Annotated in this window: 16 protein-coding genes; 9 read left to right on the top strand and 7 right to left on the bottom strand. The window is 51.6% G+C overall.

Annotation, left to right across the window (positions count from 1 at the left end; genetic code table 11):
- The first annotated feature begins 726 nt into the window (after positions 1–726).
- Positions 727–2,700, top strand: coding sequence for a glycoside hydrolase family 97 protein (locus BLQ88_RS18830; protein ID WP_090153347.1), 1,974 nt, complete (start codon positions 727–729; stop codon positions 2,698–2,700).
- A gap of 207 nt (positions 2,701–2,907) precedes the next feature.
- Positions 2,908–3,630: a hypothetical protein gene (locus BLQ88_RS18825; protein WP_218132925.1), complete on the top strand. Its 723-nt coding sequence runs from the start codon at positions 2,908–2,910 to the stop codon at positions 3,628–3,630.
- Here the strand turns inward: BLQ88_RS18825 and BLQ88_RS18820 are convergent.
- Positions 3,601–4,872 carry a PepSY-associated TM helix domain-containing protein gene (locus tag BLQ88_RS18820; protein ID WP_090153345.1) on the bottom strand — a complete coding sequence of 424 codons (1,272 nt, stop codon included), beginning with the start codon at positions 4,870–4,872 and terminating at the stop codon, positions 3,601–3,603. The genes BLQ88_RS18825 and BLQ88_RS18820 overlap by 30 nt on opposite strands.
- 260 nt (positions 4,873–5,132) lie before the next feature.
- On the opposite strand from BLQ88_RS18820, the gene BLQ88_RS18815 reads away from it, so the two are divergent.
- The 3 genes from BLQ88_RS18815 (at position 5,133) to BLQ88_RS18805 (ending at position 8,199) form a co-directional block, all read left to right on the top strand.
- Positions 5,133–6,185 (top strand): sensor histidine kinase, encoded by a 1,053-nt coding sequence (locus tag BLQ88_RS18815; protein WP_229212749.1) that lies wholly within the window; start codon positions 5,133–5,135, stop codon positions 6,183–6,185.
- Between the two features lie 114 nt (positions 6,186–6,299).
- A complete protein-coding gene (locus tag BLQ88_RS18810) occupies positions 6,300–7,409 on the top strand; it encodes a sensor histidine kinase (protein WP_090153344.1) in 1,110 nt (369 codons plus the stop codon).
- A gap of 4 nt (positions 7,410–7,413) precedes the next feature.
- Positions 7,414–8,199, top strand: coding sequence for a LytR/AlgR family response regulator transcription factor (locus tag BLQ88_RS18805; protein WP_090153342.1), 786 nt, complete (start codon positions 7,414–7,416; stop codon positions 8,197–8,199).
- Between the two features lie 2 nt (positions 8,200–8,201).
- On the opposite strand, the gene BLQ88_RS18800 is transcribed toward BLQ88_RS18805, so the two are convergent.
- The 6 genes from BLQ88_RS18800 to BLQ88_RS18780 all read right to left on the bottom strand — a co-directional run bounded on the left by BLQ88_RS18800 (position 8,202) and on the right by BLQ88_RS18780 (position 16,374).
- The gene (locus BLQ88_RS18800) at positions 8,202–9,341 is read right to left on the bottom strand and encodes a metallophosphoesterase family protein (protein WP_090153821.1); all 1,140 of its coding nucleotides are present in this window, start codon (positions 9,339–9,341) and stop codon (positions 8,202–8,204) included.
- 90 nt (positions 9,342–9,431) lie between these two features.
- Positions 9,432–10,016, bottom strand: a complete 585-nt coding sequence (locus BLQ88_RS18795) for a GNAT family N-acetyltransferase (protein WP_090153340.1) — start codon at positions 10,014–10,016, stop codon at positions 9,432–9,434.
- Complete coding sequence (locus BLQ88_RS36755; protein ID WP_176885020.1) at positions 9,997–10,170, bottom strand: hypothetical protein; 174 nt, start codon at positions 10,168–10,170, stop codon at positions 9,997–9,999. Before BLQ88_RS36755 ends, BLQ88_RS18795 begins: the two co-directional genes overlap by 20 nt.
- 201 nt (positions 10,171–10,371) lie before the next feature.
- Positions 10,372–11,454 carry a sulfatase-like hydrolase/transferase gene (locus BLQ88_RS18790; protein ID WP_090153337.1) on the bottom strand — a complete coding sequence of 361 codons (1,083 nt, stop codon included), beginning with the start codon at positions 11,452–11,454 and terminating at the stop codon, positions 10,372–10,374.
- A gap of 141 nt (positions 11,455–11,595) precedes the next feature.
- Positions 11,596–13,074 (bottom strand): SusD/RagB family nutrient-binding outer membrane lipoprotein, encoded by a 1,479-nt coding sequence (locus BLQ88_RS18785; protein WP_090153335.1) that lies wholly within the window; start codon positions 13,072–13,074, stop codon positions 11,596–11,598.
- 12 nt (positions 13,075–13,086) lie between these two features.
- On the bottom strand, positions 13,087–16,374 hold the full coding sequence (locus tag BLQ88_RS18780; RefSeq protein ID WP_090153333.1) for a SusC/RagA family TonB-linked outer membrane protein: 3,288 nt from the start codon (positions 16,372–16,374) through the stop codon (positions 13,087–13,089).
- Positions 16,375–16,969: 595 nt separating this feature from the next.
- Between BLQ88_RS18780 and BLQ88_RS18775 the strand changes: the two genes are divergently transcribed.
- From BLQ88_RS18775 to BLQ88_RS18760, 4 genes are all read left to right on the top strand, one after another.
- Complete coding sequence (locus tag BLQ88_RS18775) at positions 16,970–18,154, top strand: CehA/McbA family metallohydrolase domain-containing protein (RefSeq protein WP_090153332.1); 1,185 nt, start codon at positions 16,970–16,972, stop codon at positions 18,152–18,154.
- Complete coding sequence (locus BLQ88_RS18770) at positions 18,145–19,701, top strand: ArnT family glycosyltransferase (RefSeq protein WP_090153330.1); 1,557 nt, start codon at positions 18,145–18,147, stop codon at positions 19,699–19,701. Before BLQ88_RS18775 ends, BLQ88_RS18770 begins: the two co-directional genes overlap by 10 nt.
- A gap of 217 nt (positions 19,702–19,918) precedes the next feature.
- The gene (locus tag BLQ88_RS18765) at positions 19,919–20,428 is read left to right on the top strand and encodes an RNA polymerase sigma factor (RefSeq protein WP_090153328.1); all 510 of its coding nucleotides are present in this window, start codon (positions 19,919–19,921) and stop codon (positions 20,426–20,428) included.
- A gap of 11 nt (positions 20,429–20,439) precedes the next feature.
- Complete coding sequence (locus BLQ88_RS18760; protein ID WP_090153325.1) at positions 20,440–21,006, top strand: hypothetical protein; 567 nt, start codon at positions 20,440–20,442, stop codon at positions 21,004–21,006.
- Positions 21,007–21,011: the final 5 nt, after the last annotated feature.

Here is a 21,011-nt window from a genome sequence, read left to right as displayed (position 1 = left end):
TAAAACTCGTGAAAAAAAATTACGCCGTTAATGCCCGCCATGCCGTTTTTATTAAACGTTTTTTATTCCCGGATTTTCAATAATTGGTTTTAAATACAACCGCGGCCGCCGACATTTTAAATCACACTTCCAATTGCCGTCCGATTCCAATATCCGATTGACTGTCCGACATTCGGGCATTAGTACCAGGCTGAAATTTACGCTGTGGGTAAAAACGCGCCCGCCGCTATAATGCCAAACACTGTTTGCAAAACAATCTTGTCTCATACGGTTACAAAAAATAAATTCCAATTAGTAATCCCGTCATAGTATCCCATGAGTTTGCGATCGGATTGTGAATCCGGCAAACACTTATTATTTTAGGATTAGGATTAACCATAAAAAAGAACCGGAATATAACATTTACACCGTAGAAGTAGTTTGGTGGTCACAATTATACCTAAGCTTTAAGTTATCTAAATGGTCTTTTCCCAAAAACTCCGAAACGACAAGTCGGCGCAAAAGAAAACTAACTCTGCCTCAATGATTAGTACGGGAAATAATATAAGTCCTCCATTTGTTGATGTTTAAATACATTATGGATACTACAAGTATCAAATAGGTTACTTGTAGTAATTATTATTACAGCCGTCAAAAGCTGTCCCCGGGATTTTTAGTCTTTCTAAACTTTTCACATCGTACATTATCCCGTACATTGCATTTGCCCGCACCCCAATCATTGCCGCTATGAAAAAACTACTACTCCTCCATTTCCTCTTGGCTTCGTTCACGTATGCGCACGCACAGACCACGCGCGAAATTTCTTCTCCGAACGGCGCTATCAGATTGGTAGCTTACGTGCACGACGACTTGCGTTATAGTGTGTATTTCAAAAACCAGCTGATCTTGTCTCCATCGGAAATCGATATGGTGCTTTCAGACGGTAAAAAACTTTCCACCGGCCTGGCAAAGGCACAGTTTACCGAAAGGAATATAAACGAAACCATTATTTCGCCGGTACCCGAAAAGCGCATCCGCATTCCCGACAGGTACAAGGAGCTTAAAATTACCTTGCGCAATGCATTTGCGGTCATTTTCAGGGTGTACGACGACGGGGTCGCTTACCGCATTGCCACGGCATTCCCGGGCGAGATCGCCGTTCGCTCCGAGACGGCCGCATTTCGCTTTCCGGCCAATCATCCGGTATATTTTCCTGAAGTGCCGCCGCCGTCGAATATGGACATTTACCATACCAGTTTCGAGGAACCGTACACGATCAAGCCGCTCGAAAGCATTCATTCCAAAAACCTGCTTTTCTCCCCTGTTCTCGTCGCACCAAAAGATTCGCCTAAAATCGGGATTACAGAATCCGATCTGGAAGATTACCCGGGCATGTTCCTCAGCGGCGCCGGGGAAAAGGCTTTGTTCGGGCATTTCGCTCCTTACCCGGCGGAGGAAACGGAAACCAAAGAATTGTATTCCACACGCTACGTTTCCAAGCGGGCCGAATTTCTCGCCAGCACCAAAGGTACCCGTGCATTTCCGTGGCGCGTGCTCATTATTGCACCGGAGGACAAAGACTTACCCGGTAACGACCTCGTTTACAGGCTCGCAAGCCCCTCGCGGGTACGGGATGTGTCATGGATCAAACCCGGCAAAGCCACGGACGAATGGATTATCACTTCCAATATTTTCAATGTGCCTTTTAAAAGCGGCATCAATACCGCTACTTATAAATACTATATCGATTTTGCCAAACGCTTTGGTTTCGAGCGCATTATGATGGACGCCGGTTGGAGCGACAACAATGATCTGTTCAAAATCAATCCGGATATTGACATGGACGAGATCATGGCCTATGCGAAAAGCAAGGGCATCGGGGTGAGTATGTGGACGCTCGCGCTTACGCTCGATAAGCAACTCGAACCGGCCCTGGAACAGTTCAGCAAATGGGGCGTGGATTTCATCATGACCGATTTCATCAACCGAGACGATCAGAAGGCCGTGCAGTTTTTTTACAAAGTAGCCGAGGCCTGCGCACGGCACAAGATCATGCTCATGTTTCACGGCGCATTCAAACCGGCCGGGTTCAACCGCACCTTCCCGCACGCTATCGCACGCGAGGCGGTACTGGGTTCGGAATACAACATGTGGAGCGCCAAAGCTACGCCCGAGCATAATGTGCTGCTCGCGTTCATCCGCATGCTCGGCGGCCCGCTCGACTACGAGCCCGGAATGCTCAACAATGCGACGGCCAAAGGCTTCCACGCGATGCCCGAGAACGTAATGTCGCTCACCACCCGGACGCAGCAGCTGGCGATGTTCGTGGTATACGAAAGTCCGGTCCAGTTCTTCGCCGGAAATCCTTCACAAGGCATGCAGGAACCCGCATTCATGGAGCTGCTGGGCAGTATCCCGACCGTCTGGGACACGACCCGCATGCTTGATGCCCGCCTCGGCGATTACGTGGTTACTGCACGAAAAAAGGGCTCCGACTGGTACATTGGCGCGCTGAACGATTCCACCGCGCGGGAACTCACCATTCCACTCGATTTTCTGCCTCCCGGAAATTACAGTGCCACCATTTGTGAAGACGGCATCAACGCCGACCGCTACCCTGCCGATTACCGGCTCTCGGAAGCAGTGCTTACTTCTAAAAACACTTTGCAAATCAAGCTGGCGCCGGGCGGCGGATACGTGGCGCGGCTGAGGCGACAATGAGCCGGTTATCTACTATTTCCGCTGCTGATCTACATTATTTTGCAAAGCTGAACTGATCCGGTTGATTTGTTTCCCAGTGGAACCGCCAACGCCGAGATGCGGCGGTCAGGAGTAAGGGCTGCTGCCGTACAACCATTTATATCGCCAATTATGTAGTATGCAATGCATAGTACCTAACATTGCATAGCTTTGTTAAAACTATTAACCATGAACACTTTTGAAGAACAACAATTCCCATTTCCCGGGCGCTGGCTGGGCGGCATTTCGCTCGTGCTTGCGCCCGTGTTGCTGCTCGCGGGCGAGCTGTTGAAGTTCCGCTTCGATTTCTTCTTTCCGGCACAGCTGAGCGCCTACCAGAGCCATCCCACGCTGATGTTCACCGCTTACAGCCTGTTCCTGGCAGGTAACATGCTGCTGTGGCCGGCCATTATCACACTTGCCAACCTGATCGGCCGTACCAAGCCGATGTGGGCCGTCTGGGGTGGCAGCCTGGTATTGTTCGGGCTTTTTGCGAGGACGTTCCACTCCGGGATCAACCACCTGGCATTTCAGCTGGTCAATACCCTGGGCCTACCGAAGGCAACGGAAGTAGTTGCGCAATCTTACGGCGCATTTCACATCGTTTCCACACTTTCGGGGGCTATTTTGTTTGGCTGGGCGGTACTTGCCGTTGGTGCATGGCTGTCGGGGACGCTGCCGCCCTGGGGTGTGGTGGCGCTGGCCATGATGTCGGCCCTGATGATCGGGGTGTTGAAGGGCGGCACTGTTATGTCGGTGATCGCTACGGGCTGCGCCTGCGTGGCATTGCTGCCTTTGGGCATACGCGTGCTCATGCATGGGAGTATGCCGCCCGCGAGGATATTCTGGGGCTGGCTGATATTCTCTTCGGCTGTAATCGGCTTATTTTTCTTCCTCGGACAAGCGGGATGACATCGATACAAAAGCAGGCCGGCCGACCTTCCCGGCACCCGCCCGGACAGGAGCAACCATTCCTCCCTTTCCTCCCCTTACTCCCTTTCCTCCTTTAACTTCCTTCTTCCGCCGTCCCCACCAGATCACGAAACCGGTAACAGGCAAGCTGGCGCAGATCAATCCCGCGAAAAAAGTAAGGATTTTGCTCGTTAACCCCGCCCAGGCACCTACGTGCAGGTCGAAATTCATGGCGTAGGCTTTTTCACCGTTGGTCAGTTCGTCGAAGGACCGGGAGCGCAGTTTTGCGCCGGTAAACTGGTCGTACTGCCCCTGGATACGGTCGTAGCGGTTGCTACCTGTTAAGTAGGTAGATGCATTGATGGGCAATTTGCCTGCCGCCGGGAAATTGATGAGATAACCGTAGGCAGTCGGCTGGTCGGTTTGCAATGTCGCGAACACCCGGTCGATGGCTGTTATGTCCTTATTTTGGGTCGAATCGGAGAAAACAGCCGGAACCTCGGCCAGCTTTCCGCCATCGGCGATGGTTTTCACACCTTTTTCGAACCAGTCGAATGCCCACACCAGGCCGGTAACCGCGCTCATAAAAAGGAGCACGCACGCATAGAAGCCCAATACATTATGTAAATCGTAATTGACCCGCTTCCATTTGGCATTCCATTTGATTTTGAAGCTCTTGTCCGTACCCGACTTATTCCATTTCGAAGGCCACCACAGTACCAGCCCCGAAATAAGTATCAATACAAAAGCCAGCACCGAATAGCTGACCACCGCATGCCCTATTTTCTCGCCGAAAAGCATTCGCATATGAAGCCCGAGAATGACGGTAAAGAACTCGTTTTCGGAATTTTCAAGCTTTACAACCTTGCCATTGTAAGGGTTCACATACGCCCGGAAGTAATATTTGTAATAATCCCAATGTGAAAAACCATCCTTATCGACTTTCAGCGCCCTGAAAATATATGTCCTGTCGGGCTGCGAGGATATTTCCACGCGCGTCACGGGCCGCTTCTCTCCCACCGCCTTTTGGGCAGCGGCGAGCAGTTGGCTCAGCGGGAGTTTAGGTTTATTTTCTGGTTGAATAAAAAGACGGTCCTGGTAAACCAACGGTTTGAGTTCGTCTGTAAAAACATAAATCGCGCCGGTGAGGCCCAATACAATGATCACGATCCCGGAGGCCAGCCCCAGCCAGAGGTGTAACGTTCCGATGAGCTTGCCGAAGGCTGTCTTTTTCTGAGACATGAATGCAGTTTGGGTTGACAGCGGTCGGCAAATGCGCTTTTGAAGCTCAAAAACGCGGCTGAACGCTTTTGCAGCAAAGAAATACCCTATTTAGTTTAATTACAAATTATTAAACCGCGCAATGCTGATTATTTTCATTCAAAATAAAAATAGGGATCGAAATGTCTACCGGAAAGTAGCAGCCGGCAACGGTAATACCAACCGCTTTCCGAATTCTTTTAATTTTGCACGCTGTTCAGTCCATTATCAGACACCTAACCATGAAACCGGCCTTTTTTTCGAAGTATGAATGGTGGTACCATCTCGCGATGATGCCCGTCTGCTTTGCGCTGGGCAACTATTATGTGCTGGGCGAACGGTACTTTCTTCATTTGCCCACTTTCCTGACCGGGACGGCGCTCGCGTTGGTGCTTTACTGGTTTTCGGTGGTGATCCTGACGATCGTGATACGCAAAACGGCCGGCAGTGCGGCGGAGGGACAGATCATCCGGCAAATGCTGAGAATGCTCTGGAAACTAGCCGTGGCGACCGTGCTCCTGATGGTTTTCGATATCTGGATTTACAGTCTCGTGCCGGGACTTGAAGTCGATTTCAGTTGGGCCACGATCTGGCCGATGGCACTGGTGGGCTTGCTCTGCGATGCATTTATCTGCGCGTTGCTCGGGTTGTTCTATGCGTTGCAACAGTGGAAAAACGACCAGGCCGACGACGAAAAACTAGCCCGCAAGACCCTGGAAGTAGAGTTCGACGCCTTGAAAGGACAGGTTAACCCGCATTTTTTGTTCAACAGCCTGAATACGCTTTCGTCGCTCATCAACGCCGACCCGATGCAGGCCGAGGATTTTGTGGAAGACCTGGCCCGCATTTACCGCTATATGCTCCAAGGCGGGCGTACGGAACTTGTACCGCTGCAATCCGAACTCAGTTTCCTCGAAGTATATGTGCGGCTGCTGAATGTGCGCCACCACGATGCGCTCGTGGTGCACCTCCCCGGCCGCTGCCCGCCCGACCTGACTATCCCGCCGCTCGTGCTGCAAATACTGGTCGACAATGCCGTCCAATACAACATATTATCCACCAGCCGCCCGTTGACGATCACCATCGCCCTCACCGACGACCGGGCGATCAGGGTTACCAACAATGTTCAGATGCGCCACCGCACCCTCGGCGCCACCGGCACGGGCCTGCGGGGGCTTTCAGCGCAACTGCGCACTTTTACTTCCCGCACATTGGATATTCAGGAAAATGAAGAGCTATTCTCCGTGACGATCCCGCTTCTGCCCGACGGGATAGCCCAGGTTCACGCGCAATGACAATTCATGCCATTAAAAATACAGTTGGTGCAACTTACCCGCTTGCATTTTCCGGTATTACACTATTTTTGAAACTGTCGCGAAGCTTGTCATGGCCGAACCGACTGCCTGACCATGAAGAAGAAAGCATTGTTTGAAAAACTTCCGGACAAAATCCCTTCGGGAAGCGCGCCTGCTAATGCCCTGGCCGCGGTGGCGTTCCTGTTGTTTTTCAATTATATCACCGTCGGCGCACACGTTTTCAGCAACATCAGCCTGTTCCTGAAAGCTACTTTGCTGAATGCGGTTATCCTGTCGGCGGCTTACGCGTTGCAATCGCGCGTGGCGGGTTACATTACGAGGCATTACAGTGATTTACCGAAAACGCTCATCCGTGTGGCGCTGTCGATATCGGTACATGCATTGGTTTCGGGCGGTTTTATGGTACTGATTGCCTGGCTTTACATCGGCCAGAAAATCTTCGGCGCTTCACTGACCGTTCACACACTCGTGATTATTTATGTTGTAAATCTTGCAGCGATTGTGCTGTTTACCGGCCTGTGGGAGACATTTGACGCCCTCGGGCGCTGGCGGCAGCACGAGATCAATACCGAGCGGTTGATGAAGGAGAATGTCAACGGCCAGCTCGAAAGCCTGAAAGCGCAGATCAGCCCGCATTTTTTATTCAATACCTTAAATTCCCTTTCGGCATTGATCGGCGAAGATCCGGAGAAGGCTGAGCAGTTTGTGGATGAAATGGCGCGGGTTTACCGCTATCTTTTGCAAACAAACCATTCCTCGGTCGATCAGGGCGATTTGGGGCAGTTAACGACGTTAAAAAAAGAATTGTCGTTCATAGAATCGTACGGGCATTTGCTTAAAACGCGTTATGGCGATGGTATGAAGCTTTACATTCATGTGGAAGAGTGTTTCCTGGACAGCCGCATTCCGCCATTGACATTGCAACTACTCGTCGAAAATGCCGTGAAACACAATGTGATACGCGCCAGCCGGCCGCTCACGATTTTTATATTGAGCACTGTGGAAGGACAGCTGATGGTACGGAACAATTTGCAAAAGAAAAACCTGACCGCCGGTGCCGAAAACATCGAATCCACGCACGTAGGCCTCACGAATATTGTGACCAAATACGAACTATTGAGCGAATACCGCCCGGGCCTGCCCCAACCGGTGATCGAAAGCAACCACGAGTTTTTTACAGTAACCTTACCACTGATTTCCTGAAAGTATGAATGCGCTTATCGTTGAAGACGAAGACTTGTCGGTCCGCCGCCTGAAAAAAATGATCGGTGAAGTAGCGCCGTCGCTGCATATTGCGGGTGTTACCGACAGCATCGAGCAAACCGTGGAATGGGTACAGGAAAACCGCGCCGCCGGTAATGCCGACCCAGACCTGATTTTCCTCGACATCGAACTGTCCGACGGCCAGAGTTTCGAAATCTTCAACCGTATTGAAGTTTCGAGCGCGATCATTTTCACCACTTCCTACGATGAATACGCGTTGCAGGCATTCAAACACAACAGCATCGATTACCTGCTGAAACCCGTGCACCGCGACGATCTGCAACGGGCATTGCAGAAGTATGAGAAAATGAAGGTCCAGCCTGCGGGAGATCAATCATTAGCAGGTATCCGTAGGCTGCTGGAAGACTTCAAAAAAGCATCCTCCGTGGAGTACCGTCAGCGTTTTCTGGTGAAACAGGGGCAAAAAATGCTATCCATCGAAGTCGGCGAGATCGCCTATTTCTTCACCGACGACCGGTACAGTTTCTTCATGACCGATTCGAATCAGAAAATGCTCGTCGACTACACCCTCGACGAACTCGCCGAGTCGCTAGACCCGTCCCGGTTTTTCAGGATCAACCGCGGGATGATGGTAACCCACCGCTCAGTCGACAAAATCGACCCTTACTTCGGTAACCGCCTCGCGCTCACATTACGCCCCGTGCATAACAAGGAGGCGCTCGTGAGCAGGGAAAAAGTGAGCGATTTTAAGGTCTGGATGGGTAAGTAACGTTAGATTTTCATTGCGAACCGATCTTCCAGAGCTGCATTCACGCCCGCTTCCACGCGCCGCTCGTGCGGGAGCGTGTAGAATTCCACCGTGAGCGTAATGCCGTCCGCATTTCTTTCCAGGAGCACTTTCAGGAACCCGTGCTTGGTATCGCAGCTGTGTTCGAGGTTAACGCCGTCGAACTCGGGCAGGTCGCTTTTGAAACGGTAGTCGCTCGTGTAAGCTACTGGGTGGAGCTCATCGTACCCACCGCTGCCAGCCACGATAAAAGGTAATACCCTACCCCCATTTTGACCGCTTTTATAATGCCTGCTGAAACGCTGGTAATTATGCACGTGCCCGCTGAAAACGATGTCGGGATAAATGCCCGTTTCTTCAAAAACCCCTTCCAGCAATTCGATCATCGGCATGCTCGAACCGTGGTTGATATCCGCCGAATACGCGGAATGGTGCAGGCAGAGGATTACCGCTTTATGCGGACGCTCGCTATCGGCCCTTTTGAGTTCGTGGATCAGCCATTGGCGCTGCTCGTCGGCTACCGCGCCGAACTTCGTCACATTGGAATACAAACCGATGATATTCGCGAGCGGCGTCAGGAGCGTCCAGTACACATTGGGCTGCACCATACTTTTCCGCTCCGCATTGCCGCTGAATGCAACCGTTCGGCGCTCGGTGTCGCAAAAAACAGCCTTGAATGCGTCCAGGCTGTTATAGCGCACGGGGCTTTCAGGATTGATATCGCTGTCGTGGTTACCGGGGATCGCGAAAATAGGGCCCGGGTATTTTTTGTAGGGTTCAAAAAACTGCCGCTGGTACTGGCTGGCTTCGCCGTGGTTGTACACCACATCGCCGAGGTGAAAGAGGAATTGCGGTTCGTAACCAGTTTTCTCGGCAGCCTCGAACTGCTTCTCCATCTCTCCCACCACCAGTTTCTGGAAATCCGGCGTGCGGATGCTTCCCGTGTCGCCCACCATATGAAACGCCAGCTTGTGCTGGTCCGGTACCGGATCAACGGCTTCGAGATCTAAATGATACGGATATTTTCCGGACGGTTTGGGAGCAGGCAGGTACTTGAATGTATCGTCGGGAACGTCTTTTTTGAAAACCGGTTTGGAGAATTTCTTGGAAAAATCTGATTTCATTACGGATGGCTGCCATTTATCAGCCTTTTGGTATCTTACTAATGGCAAGCTAGCAAAAAACGAGCTTGGAACGGTAAAATTTGCATTAAATCAGACTGACTTCCTGATAGCCTTCGCGTGTTCTGCCACGGATTTTATATCAAAATACATGGTCCTGAAATTCCCGCATGGCTGGGCATTTTCAATATTCACACGCTCGAAGCCGAAACGCTCGTAATATCCTGATATATCGTAACCAGTATCCGGGTCATACAATGCATCTACTGTAATAAATCTGATGCCTACGCGATTCGCCAAATCAGTAGTTACGTACTGTATTGCCCATTCCAAAAGTCGGCTTCCGACACCCTTCGCACGCCTGTCCGCAGCGAGCCATCCGATTTTGATTGCCGGAAATGTTTTGTACACAATACCTTCATTTTCTAGCAAACAGTATTCACTAGTTAACTTGTCCGCCATTAATGTGATATAACCTGCAAGATTACTGCCATGCTCTACGATCCAGCATTTGCTAGTCATCGATCTGCATTCCATTCTAATTTTTCGCCCCTTGATGTAGGTAGCAAAATCATTTCGAATACATTTAAAACCCTGACCCAGGTTATCTGAGTCAGGGGCCATTTCTTTCACTTCACATTTAGAAAAGTCGATCCCTTCAAATCTCATTTCTCTCATTTTTCTCTTTTTGTACAATTCGCTCAGCAATCCTCCGCGCAGTAGCCAGTGCTTGCTCATTCGCGATATAACCACCTGATTTAATAGCTTTTACCAACGCCTTGGCTTGTTTCCCCACGACTGGTTGCGATATCGTGTCTCCCTTATACTTCATAGTGGTATAGTATTTAGTTCGTATCGAAAATAACACATTCATTTCGAAAACTATCACTCGTTAAACGCATACTTACCAAGCTAACGGTATAAATGAATTAACGGTAACAATCCATCACAACCTGACCTTATGATCACCAATCTTCGTCGGAAACTTTGATGCCGCGTTCTCGGGCGCGGCGGACGTGTAGATGGTGCTGCATTATTTAAACACCGTTTTCACCGGCTCTCCTACCGGGTGGTTTGCCGTAAACTTCAATCCCATAAGCTGCGCCACCGTCTGCGCGAACTGGTCCTGGTAAATCTGCGATTTTGCTTTCATTTCGCCGGTTGCCGGGGTGTCGGGGCCGAGAATGGCCATCCAGGTTTCGTTGGAGCCGGGGGCTGAGGTGCCGTGGCTCGTCCATTTGTCGCCCAGGCCGCGGCCGTGATCGGGGTAGACGATGATGGTCGTTTTGTCTTTGTAGAAAGGATCGGCTTGCATGTAGTTCCAGAGGCTTTCTACCATCGCGTCCACGTAATGCGCGCCGTCGAGGAACGAATCGTACTGGCCGTGGTGGCCGAATTCGTCCATGTCCGCGAAGTCGATATGGACCACGCGCGGGTGGTTGGCCTCGATGTACGAGCGGGTGAGCGCGTACGTGTGCGCGTCGAAACGGACGGTTTTACCGAAGTATTCGGGGAGGTAATTTTGCAGCTCGTTGGCCAGTTTCTGGGCCGCGGTGAGGTTATTTCCCTTCACTTTTTCGCCTGGAATATTCACAAGCATGCCGTTGCGGTCGCGGTTGATAATGCGTGAAAGCGCGTCCCACGAAGCGAATGTGACCACTTTGCCTTCCATTCCCTTTTGTTTGTTGAAAAATTCCAACACATTCTCGTTCGGGTTGTTCGGATAATCGTTGGCGTCGATTTTCTCGTCGTAATAGCCGCAAAGCGTTTCGCTGCGGCCCGGGTAGGAAAACCAGTATTTGTTGCGAACGTTCACGAGGTTGCCCAGGTCGCGGTTACCGTAAAGCTGGCCCTGTTTTGAAATGGTATTCCAAAAGAAAGGCATGAGCTTGTTGCGGCGTTCGGCTACGTTTTTGCCCCAGTATTTCACGCTCATCGCCGCCGAATCCTGCTGACGGTATTTTTTGGTATAAAACAAAACAGAATCCGCGCCGCGGAAGATCTCCTGCCAGCGGCAACCATCGACGGAGATCATAACCACGTTTTTGGCTTTGGTCTGGGCAATGGCCGCTATACTTAGCGCCAACAGCATTGAAGTGAGTACAAAAGTTTTCATGATGTTAAGGTTAAGAGTCGGAAAAATGGTGATCAGATAATGTCTGAAAGCACGGGTAACATGCGCTATTGCAGAGCGAAGTCGGGACGTCATTTGCATTGTGCAAAGAGCCTTCGACTTCGCTCTGGCCGACAGTCTAATCTATTTAATGAGCCACATCACGCCATTCTGCGTGTCCGCACCGTTAAACTGCGTTTTGAGTGAGGCTTTTACATTCACCTCATTCGTCGTGTACTCCGAGGTCGGGTAAGCCCATCGGACGGGGATCTGGTTGTTATTCGAATTGGATTGCCCGATATCGAATGCCGGAATGCCCGTGCGGCGATTGTTATAGAACGCCTGGCGACCCGAATTTTCGAAGAATGCCATGTACTTCTGTTCCAGTACTTTCTGCAAACCTTTTTCCGTATTACCGGGATAAGGGTTGGCAGCCAAAAACTTGTCGATTTCCGATTGGGCAATATTATAAAACTTCATCGATTCGGTCACGCCTTTGGCATAATAATCTGCCGCATTGCCGGTGAGCCAGCCGCGGTTGATGGCTTCCGCAATGCTGAAATGCACCTCATGCGCGCCCAGCTGGATCGCGGGTACGCCCGCAGCCGAAGCTTCCCAATAGTCGAAATTGATCATCGATAGCAAGCCTTTTCCCGCCTCTTCGAGCAAGGTCGATTGGAGATCGCCGGTTTTACCGCCTCCGTAACGCTGGTACACATCCTGGTTTCCTTTCAAAGCGTCGGCCGGCAATGCTACCACGAGCAGACGCGGGTCGCGGGTGGTTTTGGCAATGTTCGCAAAAGTGGCTCCGAGGGTGTTACGCTTGTCATTTTTCACTACTACCCCGTTACTTGGCCACAGCGGATAGGTGTTGATGGTGTTGTAAACAACCTGGAAATTATCCGCATTCGTGGTAATGAGCGGATATTTGGCAGGATCGTTCACAATCGCGGCAAACTGCTGCTTCACATTCAGATCGGGGGTATCGTCGGCGCGTTTGCTCAGGCTGATCAGCACGCGCAGGCGGTAGGAGTTGATCAGCTTCTGCCATTTCACGAGGTCGCCGCCGTAGAGATAATCACCCGAGATCGCCGGTTTTTTCGCGATCAATGCGGGCATTTCGTCATTCGCTTCTTCCAGCCATTTCAAAACCTGGATGTAAATGTCTTTTTGACTATCGTATTTAGGTTTGAAATTCTCCTCGCTCACACCCTTGATCGCCTCCGACATCGGCACGTCTCCGAACATTTCGGTAGCCCGGCTGTAAAAATACGCTTTGAAAAACTTCGCCAGCGTAAGGTAATGCGCGCCCAGGTCGCCGGCTTTGGTTGCCTCGATTTCCATACGGTCCACATTACGGAGCGAATTGTAGAAAACGTCGTAGGAACCGGTCGTCCAGCCGTATGCCTGGCCGTCGTAATAGGCTTCGTTCTGCGTCATGAACTGGTTATGGCGGTGGTCGGTGCTCCACGGTGCGTCCCAGGCATTGGTAAGAATGCCGGTGAGGATCAGGTCGGCGGATGGATTGGTGATCGCGCCAGGGTCTTTTTGCAGGGTATCGATATCCTGGCAGCTTCCCAGGCCGATCGCCAGCGATAATATCAGGTATTTAATGCTTTTCATGGGTAATGCGGGTTAAAAAGTCACATTCAAATTAGCCCCGAAGCTTTTCACAGACGGCGTCTGGAAGCTGGTGGTGTTGCCGGTGGCACCGGTGAACTGGTCGAGGTCGATGTTTTTGGTATATGTTCCTGTAAAATACAGCAGGTTACGTCCTACGAGCGAGAGGCTGGCCGATGATGCGAAATGCGTTTTGGCAAGCAGTTTTGCAGGGAAATTATAGGTCAGAACCACTTCGCGGAGCTTCACATAAGTACGGTTCTTGGCAGCGACATAACCCGATTGGTAGTAATTCGTCGCCCAGGCCTGCCACAATACCGGCACATCGTTCGGGGCGAATTCGCGGGTGTCGGAGATCACATTACCATCCTGGTCAGTATTCAGCTGGCCCTTCACAATGCGTTCACCCGTAGTCATTACGGAGCCTTTGTAATCGGGATTATCGCGATTTTGCCAGTCTTTCAAACGGTACTCATTGGCCGACTCCGGCGCCGTTCCGCTACCGAACTGCTTGGTATACATATAGTTATTCACCTTTCCACCAAAGCGGCCATCCACCTGGAAGCTCAGCGTGAACGACTTGTGCGTGAATGTGTTATTGATTCCCGCCGTGAAATTATTGTCGTAATACCCGATTTTCGAGTTGTAAGGATTGTAAGCCGGCATCCCGTTCGATCCTACGATAATGCTGCCGGTTTCGTCGCGCTGGAAATCCTTGATATAATAGGCATCCGCACGCTCGCCGACGTGGATATTACCGTCGCGCTGCTGCACGCCATCGATCTTGTCGAGCCATTTGTGGTTCGTCGACCAGTTGGCCGATACATTCCAGGTCAGGTTTTCATTCTTTACCACCGTTCCTTCAATGCCCAGCTCGATCCCCTTGCGTACATACGTGAATGCATTGCGCTGCACACCCGACACGCCCGAGGTCACGGAGGTAGGTACGCTCACGATGCCGGGCCCTTCCACGTTACGGAACACCGCCGCGTCGAAGCCGAGCCTGTTGTGTAAAAACCGCATTTCAAGGCCGAGTTCAAGTGTTTTTACACGCGCCGCTTGCAGGTTGTCGCTGTAAAGCGTGCCGGTATAGCTCACGCCGGTGTAGGAATTGTTCCAGCGCGTCGAGCTCGCGTAGGTCGGGAGTAGCTTATAGATGTCGTACTGGAAGTTTTCGTCCACGAAATCGCTCGCGACGTTGGCATAGGCACCCCGCACTTTGGCAAATGAAATCGCCTGCGGCAAGTCTATCACCTCTGAAAGTACTGCGCTCAACGACGCTGAGGGATAGAAATAGGTGTTGTTCTTCTTCGGCATTGTGCTCGAACGGTCGGCGCGGCCAGTTAGGCTCAGGAAGAGAAAATCTTTGTATTCCAAATCCACAAAACCATAAACACTTCCTACCCAGCGTTTTGCAAAATCATTTACCGAAGTCGAAGGCTGCACGGAGTTGGAAAGGTCGTACACACCCGGTACGATCAGGCCTTTGTTGGTTATGCCTTGGAGCGAAGTCACCTTCACCGAACGCAGGTTACCGTAAAGCGAAGCATTCAGGCCAAAATCTTCTCCAAAACGGTCCTCATATTTCATCGAAGCTTCGGTATTGTTCTCCCAGAACGTGTCATAGGTTTCGGAATAACCGCCTGCCTGGTTCGGGAAGCCGAAGTTGTACAGGTTCGACGAGATCGGGGCGCGGGTGCTGCGGGTGCGGTTCCAGGTGCTCACATTGGTACGCGCATTGAAAGTCAGCTTGTCGCTGATCTTGTAATTCATCTGCGCAAAGCCGTACACGTCGTTTTTGTAATACGTTTTCAATGCCTCGTAAGCCGTCATCCAGGGGTTATCGTAGATGGTATACTCCCGGTTGTACTGCTGTGCATTTTCCTTGCCCGGCTGCCAGTAGTTGCGCAGGTCGTTCACGTCGTAATCAACGCCGCCCCACACGGTAAATATGTAGATAGGGCTCGCAGGGCCATAATCGAGCGTCGGGTAGTTGGGCGAATACTGGCGGTTGTAGTTAATGCTTGCATCGAAACGCATCTTTTTACCCGCATTGATACCGCCTGAAATATTCACATTGGTACCGCCGAGCTTCGTGTTCGGCATCTGTCCGCGCTGAAAAGTCTGTGAAAGCGAGAGACGGAAATCGCCGAACTCGTTTTTGCTGGAAATAGCGAGGTTGTTGGTGCTTAGCAAGCCGTTCCGAAGGAAGTTGGTGAGGTTGTTTTTACCCCTCGCAAGCCAGGGAATGGGCACCAGCTCACCGGTTTGCGGGTCTTTGGGGCTATTGTACTGGGTAATCGGCTGGCCTTCGAAACGCGGGCCCCAGATATTGTAATCGTTGTCGTTGATCCCGCCGCCGCGACCGTCCTTGAATGCGTATTCGTAATCACTACCCGGGCCATATTCCGTCTGGTATTTGGGAATGGCATTGAAACCCGTCTGTAACTGCGTGCTGGAATTGAAATCGACCGAGAAGCCTTTTTTTGCGCCGCTGCCCTTTTTGGTGGTGATAATGATCGCCCCGTTCTGGCCGCGGTTACCGTACAATGCCGCCGCACTGGCACCTTTCAACACCGAATAAGTTTCGATGTCGTCCGGGCTCAGGTTCCACGAATCGGTGTTCATAGGCACGCCGTCGACCACATACAATACCCTGTCGCGGCCGCGCAACGATACCTGCGGGCTGGAAAGCAAATCGGGGCTTTGCGCAATCGTGAGACCGGCTACCTTACCTGTCAGCGAGCTGATCGCATTCGGTTCCCGCGCTTTCACCATCGTAGCACCTTTCACCTCCGAAACCGAATATCCGACGGCCTTCTTCTCTTTTTTAATACCCAAAGCCGTCACTACTACCTCATTAAGCTGCCGCTGATCGGCATTCAATGCGATGTCGATCACGGTTCTGTTTCCCGCTACCACTTCCTGCGAAAGAAAACCCAGGAAGGAAAACACGAGCGTATCTTTCTCATTATCAATCTTCAAAACATAATTACCCGTCGCATCGGTAACCGTACCGCGGGATGTTCCTTTGATGAGGATGTTCACGCCCACAAGGCCTTCCTTGCCTGTCCCCTCGGTTACTTTACCTGTGACGGTCCTTTCATCGGTGGCTGCATTAATTGTCGAACGTACAACTTTATACGTATGCGCATTCGCGAGCGCATTTCCCGCCACGGGAGCTACGTCACGGGCATTTGCCGCGCCGGGAAGCGCTGCCGAAAGCCCGAGGCACAGCGTGAGTGCCACTGGCCAGCACCCGCCAGGGCGCTTCCGTTCTAAAAACGTAATCTTTCTTTTCATAAAATGATGATTAATTAGCTGGTATTTCAAGGTCAATAAGGGTTCATCGAAGGTTAGAAAACCATCTTGCAAGCAAATGCGCAGCGCTTCGGCAAGGCACAGAGAATCCGGGCGACGATCAGGTCGCGAGCCGAAAAGTTAAAAAGCTGGAATTCAGGGATTATTTCATAAACAGCCAGGTTTGTGAACAAATACTAAACAATATTCACATAGCACAATTTCAAAACATTCTGCGGTTGAAATCTAAAAGTAAAGTATAATTAAACAATGCAAAAGCATTTGGCGAAATTAATCTGAAAATTTGCTCGTATGTGCTCGATAACATCCATAGATCGTTTACAAATACTCGATATTTTCAACCTGCGACACAAAGATATCCTGCGCAGCCCGGAAACAATTTACCTTAATGTTAATTAATATTTAACTTTTAAAAGTAACCCCAGATAAACCTGCGGTGCTGGACAGCGAATTGCCAACCGCTCCGTCCGCCTCCTGATAAGTAGGCGCTGCCGATTGTTAAGTATTTGAGAACAAATCAAAACTTCTCATTCCCCTAATAATGCCTTAATACCACCGGAGCATCTTTGCGGCACTTATGAAGATACTCCGCATCATTCTGCTCGCGTTTTCCTCCTGGGTACTCTGGCTGCTCGTGTCACAATTCTTCTTCTGCCCGCGCTACCAGTTCAATGCCCCCATCCCTTTCGAAGGGGCCACCCTTTACAATCCCTACGACTCCATCGGCAGTTCGCAATGGGTCAAATGCAATTTCCACGCGCATTCGCGCGCATGGGAGGGTGTTACCAATGGGCACGGGACTGCGGCCGACATTCATAATGCTTACAAAGCATTGCATTACGGGGTGCATTGCGTGTCAAATTACCACCATATAGATACGACCCATGCCACCCGGGCCAATTATCTATCGGCCTATGAGCACGGCTATAATCTTCGGAAAACGCATCAGTTGGTACTGGGAAGCAATGAGGTGCAATGGCTGGACTATCTTTTCCCTCAAACTACCCACAACAAACAACACGTACTGAGCCATCTCACCGGCGCAGATAATGTGGTGATTCTCAATCACCCTGCCCTTAAAAATGGTTACACGGCGGAAGACCTCGCGCAGCTCACGCATTATGATTGCATGGAAGTGCTCAACCCGTCGGTAACATCCACGGCGCAATGGGATGCCGCGCTGTCGGCAGGCAAGCGGGTATTCATCGTGGGCGACGACGATATTCACGACGTTGTTTCCAAAAAGCGGCTGGGGACGCGCTGTACCTTCGTGAATGTGCGGAACAACTCGGCCGGCGAGGTGATCCGCGCATTGAAAACCGGCCAGAGCTACGGCGTGATCGTCGGTGAAAATCAGTCGCATGATTCGATCCCGCATTTAATCAGCCTGACGGTCCACCACGATACCATCGATGCGCAAATGACGCAGGCCGCCAGCGAGGTGTCCGTTACAGGCCAGAACGGCAAAGTGCTTGCGCTCGCACGCCACACCGACCGGATCAGCCATCGCATCACACCCGAAGACCGTTACGCGCGAGTGACCTTTAAGTACGCGAACGGCACCGAGATATTTCTCAACCCTGTGTTTTTCACACCCAAAAACGGCTATCAGCCGATGCCGGTTTATGAGGATTTCAATGGGACTATGTTTTTCAGGAGCATCGGCACGTGCGTTCTGGGTGTTTGGCTGTTGGTGGTTGCGCGATTGATGACCGGCCACCGGCCGCAACGATATGGACGACGCAGGCTCTCATGGCGTTAGAATACATCCAGAAGCACCCCGTCGCTGCGCTGGTGGTCGTTTTCACGATCATCCGCCTCCTCATCGCCAACCTGATCAACCTGGGCAACGACGAAGTTTACTACTTCACCTACGCCGTCCTGCCCGACTGTAACCATTTCGATCATCCCCCGCTGGTCGGCATTTTCATTCGCCTTTTCACTTTCAACCTGCATTGCAATTCCGAGGTATTTGTGCGGATGCCGGGCATTTTCGCGGCGGGCATTAATACCTGGCTGATAGCGCATTGCGGCAGTTTGATCAAAAACCGGAACACCGGTCTGATCGCCGCCGTGCTTTACAATACTTCCGTTTACACCAGTATTCTTTCGGGTATTTTTATCCTGCCCGATTCGGTGCAGCTCACTTTCTGGCTTGCCGCATTGTATACGATGCTGCGCTGCATCAAAGCCACGAGCCCTAACGACATTCACCGTTACCTGTTACTTACCGGGCTCTTCATCGGGCTGGCAACGATGAGCAAGGTGCATGGCGTATTTCTCTGGTTCGGGTTTCTCGGATTTATCATGTTCGATCGTCGCGGGCTGCTTAAAAGTCCCTATTTGTATCTTTCGATGGCCATTACGGCATTGCTCGTCTCCCCGATCCTGTTCTGGAACATTGGTAACGACTTCATAACCTGGCGGTTCCATAGCGAACGTGTGACGGTAACCGACAGCGGCATTAATCTCAGATCGTTTTTCCGCACGACCATCGGCCAGGTTTTGTATGCCAATCCATTCCAGATCGTTATGTTCATCATGACCGGCCGGACCATTACACGCGGGCTTTCCGTCGCCGACGCCGCTGCCGTGGCATTGCTCTATTGGTGCAGCCTGCCCATTATCGCCTGTACCATGCTGGTTTCGCTGTTTCGCGACACGTTGCCGCATTGGAGCGGGCCGGGGTTCCTGGGACTTATGCTTTTGAGCGCCGCCTGGTGCGACAGGTTCATTTACCCTTCCCTCAATAATCCGCCCAAAAAGTTGCTCAAAGGCTCCGTAGCGCTTATTTTCTTTGTATTCACCGCAGGCCCCATCCTCATCCGCTGCTTCCCCGGCACAATGAGCTCCAAACCCTTTCCACGCACGGGAGCGGGCGACGCAACGCTGGATATTACCGGCTGGGAACAGCTGCTGCCCGCATTCGAAAAACTACGTAACGACGACATCGCCACCGGCCAAATGCAGCGTAATGCCCCGATGGTGGTACACAAATGGTTTCCCGGCTCGCACATTTACTACCACGTCGCCTACCCGCTCGGAATGCGCACCGTGGGCGTCGGCAACCTGGAAGACCTGCATCAATTCGCCTGGCTCAACCAACTTTACGGACAGGTAGCACCCGGCACCGACGCCTGGTACATTACCCCATCCAACAACTTCACCGACCCCGCCGAACAATTCGCCAACCAGTTCGAACGGTTCGAAAAAGCCGCAACCATCACCCAGCGGCGGAACGGAAGCGTGGCACGGTACTGGTTTGTGTATCGGCTGAGGAAGGCGCGGGTGATGACCGCCGACCACTGACCGCCGACCGCCGACGATAGGGCCTGCGGCCGACTATGGACTATGGACCATAGACGATGAACAATAGACAATGGACACACGCTGACAACAAGTGATCGGCCGTCAGCGGTCGGTCGTCGGCGGTCAACAAATAACTTTCCCCCACATTTTTTCCACCCCATACAACCATTTCCTCATCTTGCGGCCTCATTGATACGAATACGCTAAAAATCACTGCATGACTTCGGAAGCCGATCTGATTACTGGTTGCCTTTTAAATGACCGAATTGCCCAGCGACAGCTGTACGACCGCTATAAAAAAGCGATGTACACCCTCGCCTACCGCATTACCGGTGATTTCGACGATGCCAATGACGTGTTGCAGGACGCTTTCCTGGAAGTATTCAAGCATTTGAGCCAGTTCCGCGGCGAGTCGACGCTCGGGGCGTGGGTGAAGCAGATCGTGGTGCGGAAATCGACGAAGAAGAAACGGGTGGTGATCTGGCAGAATGTCGACGATTACGTGGGAGAAGGTATCGACTGGGGGGAATCGGAGATCAATGCGGCGCATTTGGAAACGGCGGTGCTGTCGCTGCCGGATGGCTTCCGGACCATTTTTGTGCTGGCCGAAGTGGAGGGTTACACGCACCGGGAGATCGCGGTGATGCTCAACATTTCGGAAGGCACTTCGAAATCACAATTGTTTCATGCCAAAAGAAAGCTCCGCGCGATGCTTTCGGCGAACTGACACCGATTAAGATGGAAAAGAACCATATCAACCTTGAAAATGCGATCCGCCGCTTTCCGGCCTACGAACCGGCGGATGAAGTGTGGAATGGCATTAACGAAAACCTGTTGGCGCAACCGCTTCGCGAGGCACTTACCGAAATGCCGGCTTACGAGCCCGATGACAAGCTTTGGGAGCTGATCGACCGGAAAAATGTGCGGCAGCAGCGCTGGAAATGGGGTTATGCCGCCGCAATTGTCGTGATGGCAGCCGGGGTGGCGTGGCTGATGCTTCCGACCGGCCCGCAGCGCATTGCCTACTCGCAGGAATCCGTAGACGAGCGATTGCAAATGGACGCCGACGTGAAGACCGACCAGCAATACCGGCTTCTTAAAACGTATTGCGAGACGGAGACTTTGGTATGCAACAGCACCGAATACCGCTCTTTGCAACAGGAATACGAACGGCTCAGCTCCGCTTCCGACCAGCTCGTACAGGCGATCGGCGATTACAATACAGAACCGGAGCTACTGAGGCAGTACAATGAAATTGAAAGACAAAAAACGGACATTCTGAATGCAATGGCCAAAATGATTTAAGCACC

This window comes from Dyadobacter soli (assembly GCF_900101885.1).
GTDB lineage: Bacteria > Bacteroidota > Bacteroidia > Cytophagales > Spirosomataceae > Dyadobacter > Dyadobacter soli.
The sequence above is the reverse complement of the archived record's forward strand: the minus strand, read 5'-3'. Positions and strand labels throughout refer to the sequence as shown.

Coding starts and splice junctions, on each gene's coding strand:
- BLQ88_RS18830 (WP_090153347.1), top strand. CDS start 727: ATGAAAAAACTACTACTCCTCCATTTCCTCTTGGCTTCGTTCACGTAT.
- BLQ88_RS18795 (WP_090153340.1), bottom strand. CDS start 10,016: ATGAGAGAAATGAGATTTGAAGGGATCGACTTTTCTAAATGTGAAGTG.
- BLQ88_RS18825 (WP_218132925.1), top strand. CDS start 2,908: ATGAACACTTTTGAAGAACAACAATTCCCATTTCCCGGGCGCTGGCTG.
- BLQ88_RS18805 (WP_090153342.1), top strand. CDS start 7,414: ATGAATGCGCTTATCGTTGAAGACGAAGACTTGTCGGTCCGCCGCCTG.
- BLQ88_RS18810 (WP_090153344.1), top strand. CDS start 6,300: ATGAAGAAGAAAGCATTGTTTGAAAAACTTCCGGACAAAATCCCTTCG.
- BLQ88_RS18780 (WP_090153333.1), bottom strand. CDS start 16,374: ATGAAAAGAAAGATTACGTTTTTAGAACGGAAGCGCCCTGGCGGGTGC.
- BLQ88_RS18815 (WP_229212749.1), top strand. CDS start 5,133: ATGAAACCGGCCTTTTTTTCGAAGTATGAATGGTGGTACCATCTCGCG.
- BLQ88_RS18770 (WP_090153330.1), top strand. CDS start 18,145: ATGGCGTTAGAATACATCCAGAAGCACCCCGTCGCTGCGCTGGTGGTC.
- BLQ88_RS18760 (WP_090153325.1), top strand. CDS start 20,440: ATGGAAAAGAACCATATCAACCTTGAAAATGCGATCCGCCGCTTTCCG.
- BLQ88_RS18785 (WP_090153335.1), bottom strand. CDS start 13,074: ATGAAAAGCATTAAATACCTGATATTATCGCTGGCGATCGGCCTGGGA.
- BLQ88_RS36755 (WP_176885020.1), bottom strand. CDS start 10,170: ATGAAGTATAAGGGAGACACGATATCGCAACCAGTCGTGGGGAAACAA.
- BLQ88_RS18775 (WP_090153332.1), top strand. CDS start 16,970: ATGAAGATACTCCGCATCATTCTGCTCGCGTTTTCCTCCTGGGTACTC.
- BLQ88_RS18765 (WP_090153328.1), top strand. CDS start 19,919: ATGACTTCGGAAGCCGATCTGATTACTGGTTGCCTTTTAAATGACCGA.
- BLQ88_RS18820 (WP_090153345.1), bottom strand. CDS start 4,872: ATGTCTCAGAAAAAGACAGCCTTCGGCAAGCTCATCGGAACGTTACAC.
- BLQ88_RS18800 (WP_090153821.1), bottom strand. CDS start 9,341: ATGAAATCAGATTTTTCCAAGAAATTCTCCAAACCGGTTTTCAAAAAA.
- BLQ88_RS18790 (WP_090153337.1), bottom strand. CDS start 11,454: ATGAAAACTTTTGTACTCACTTCAATGCTGTTGGCGCTAAGTATAGCG.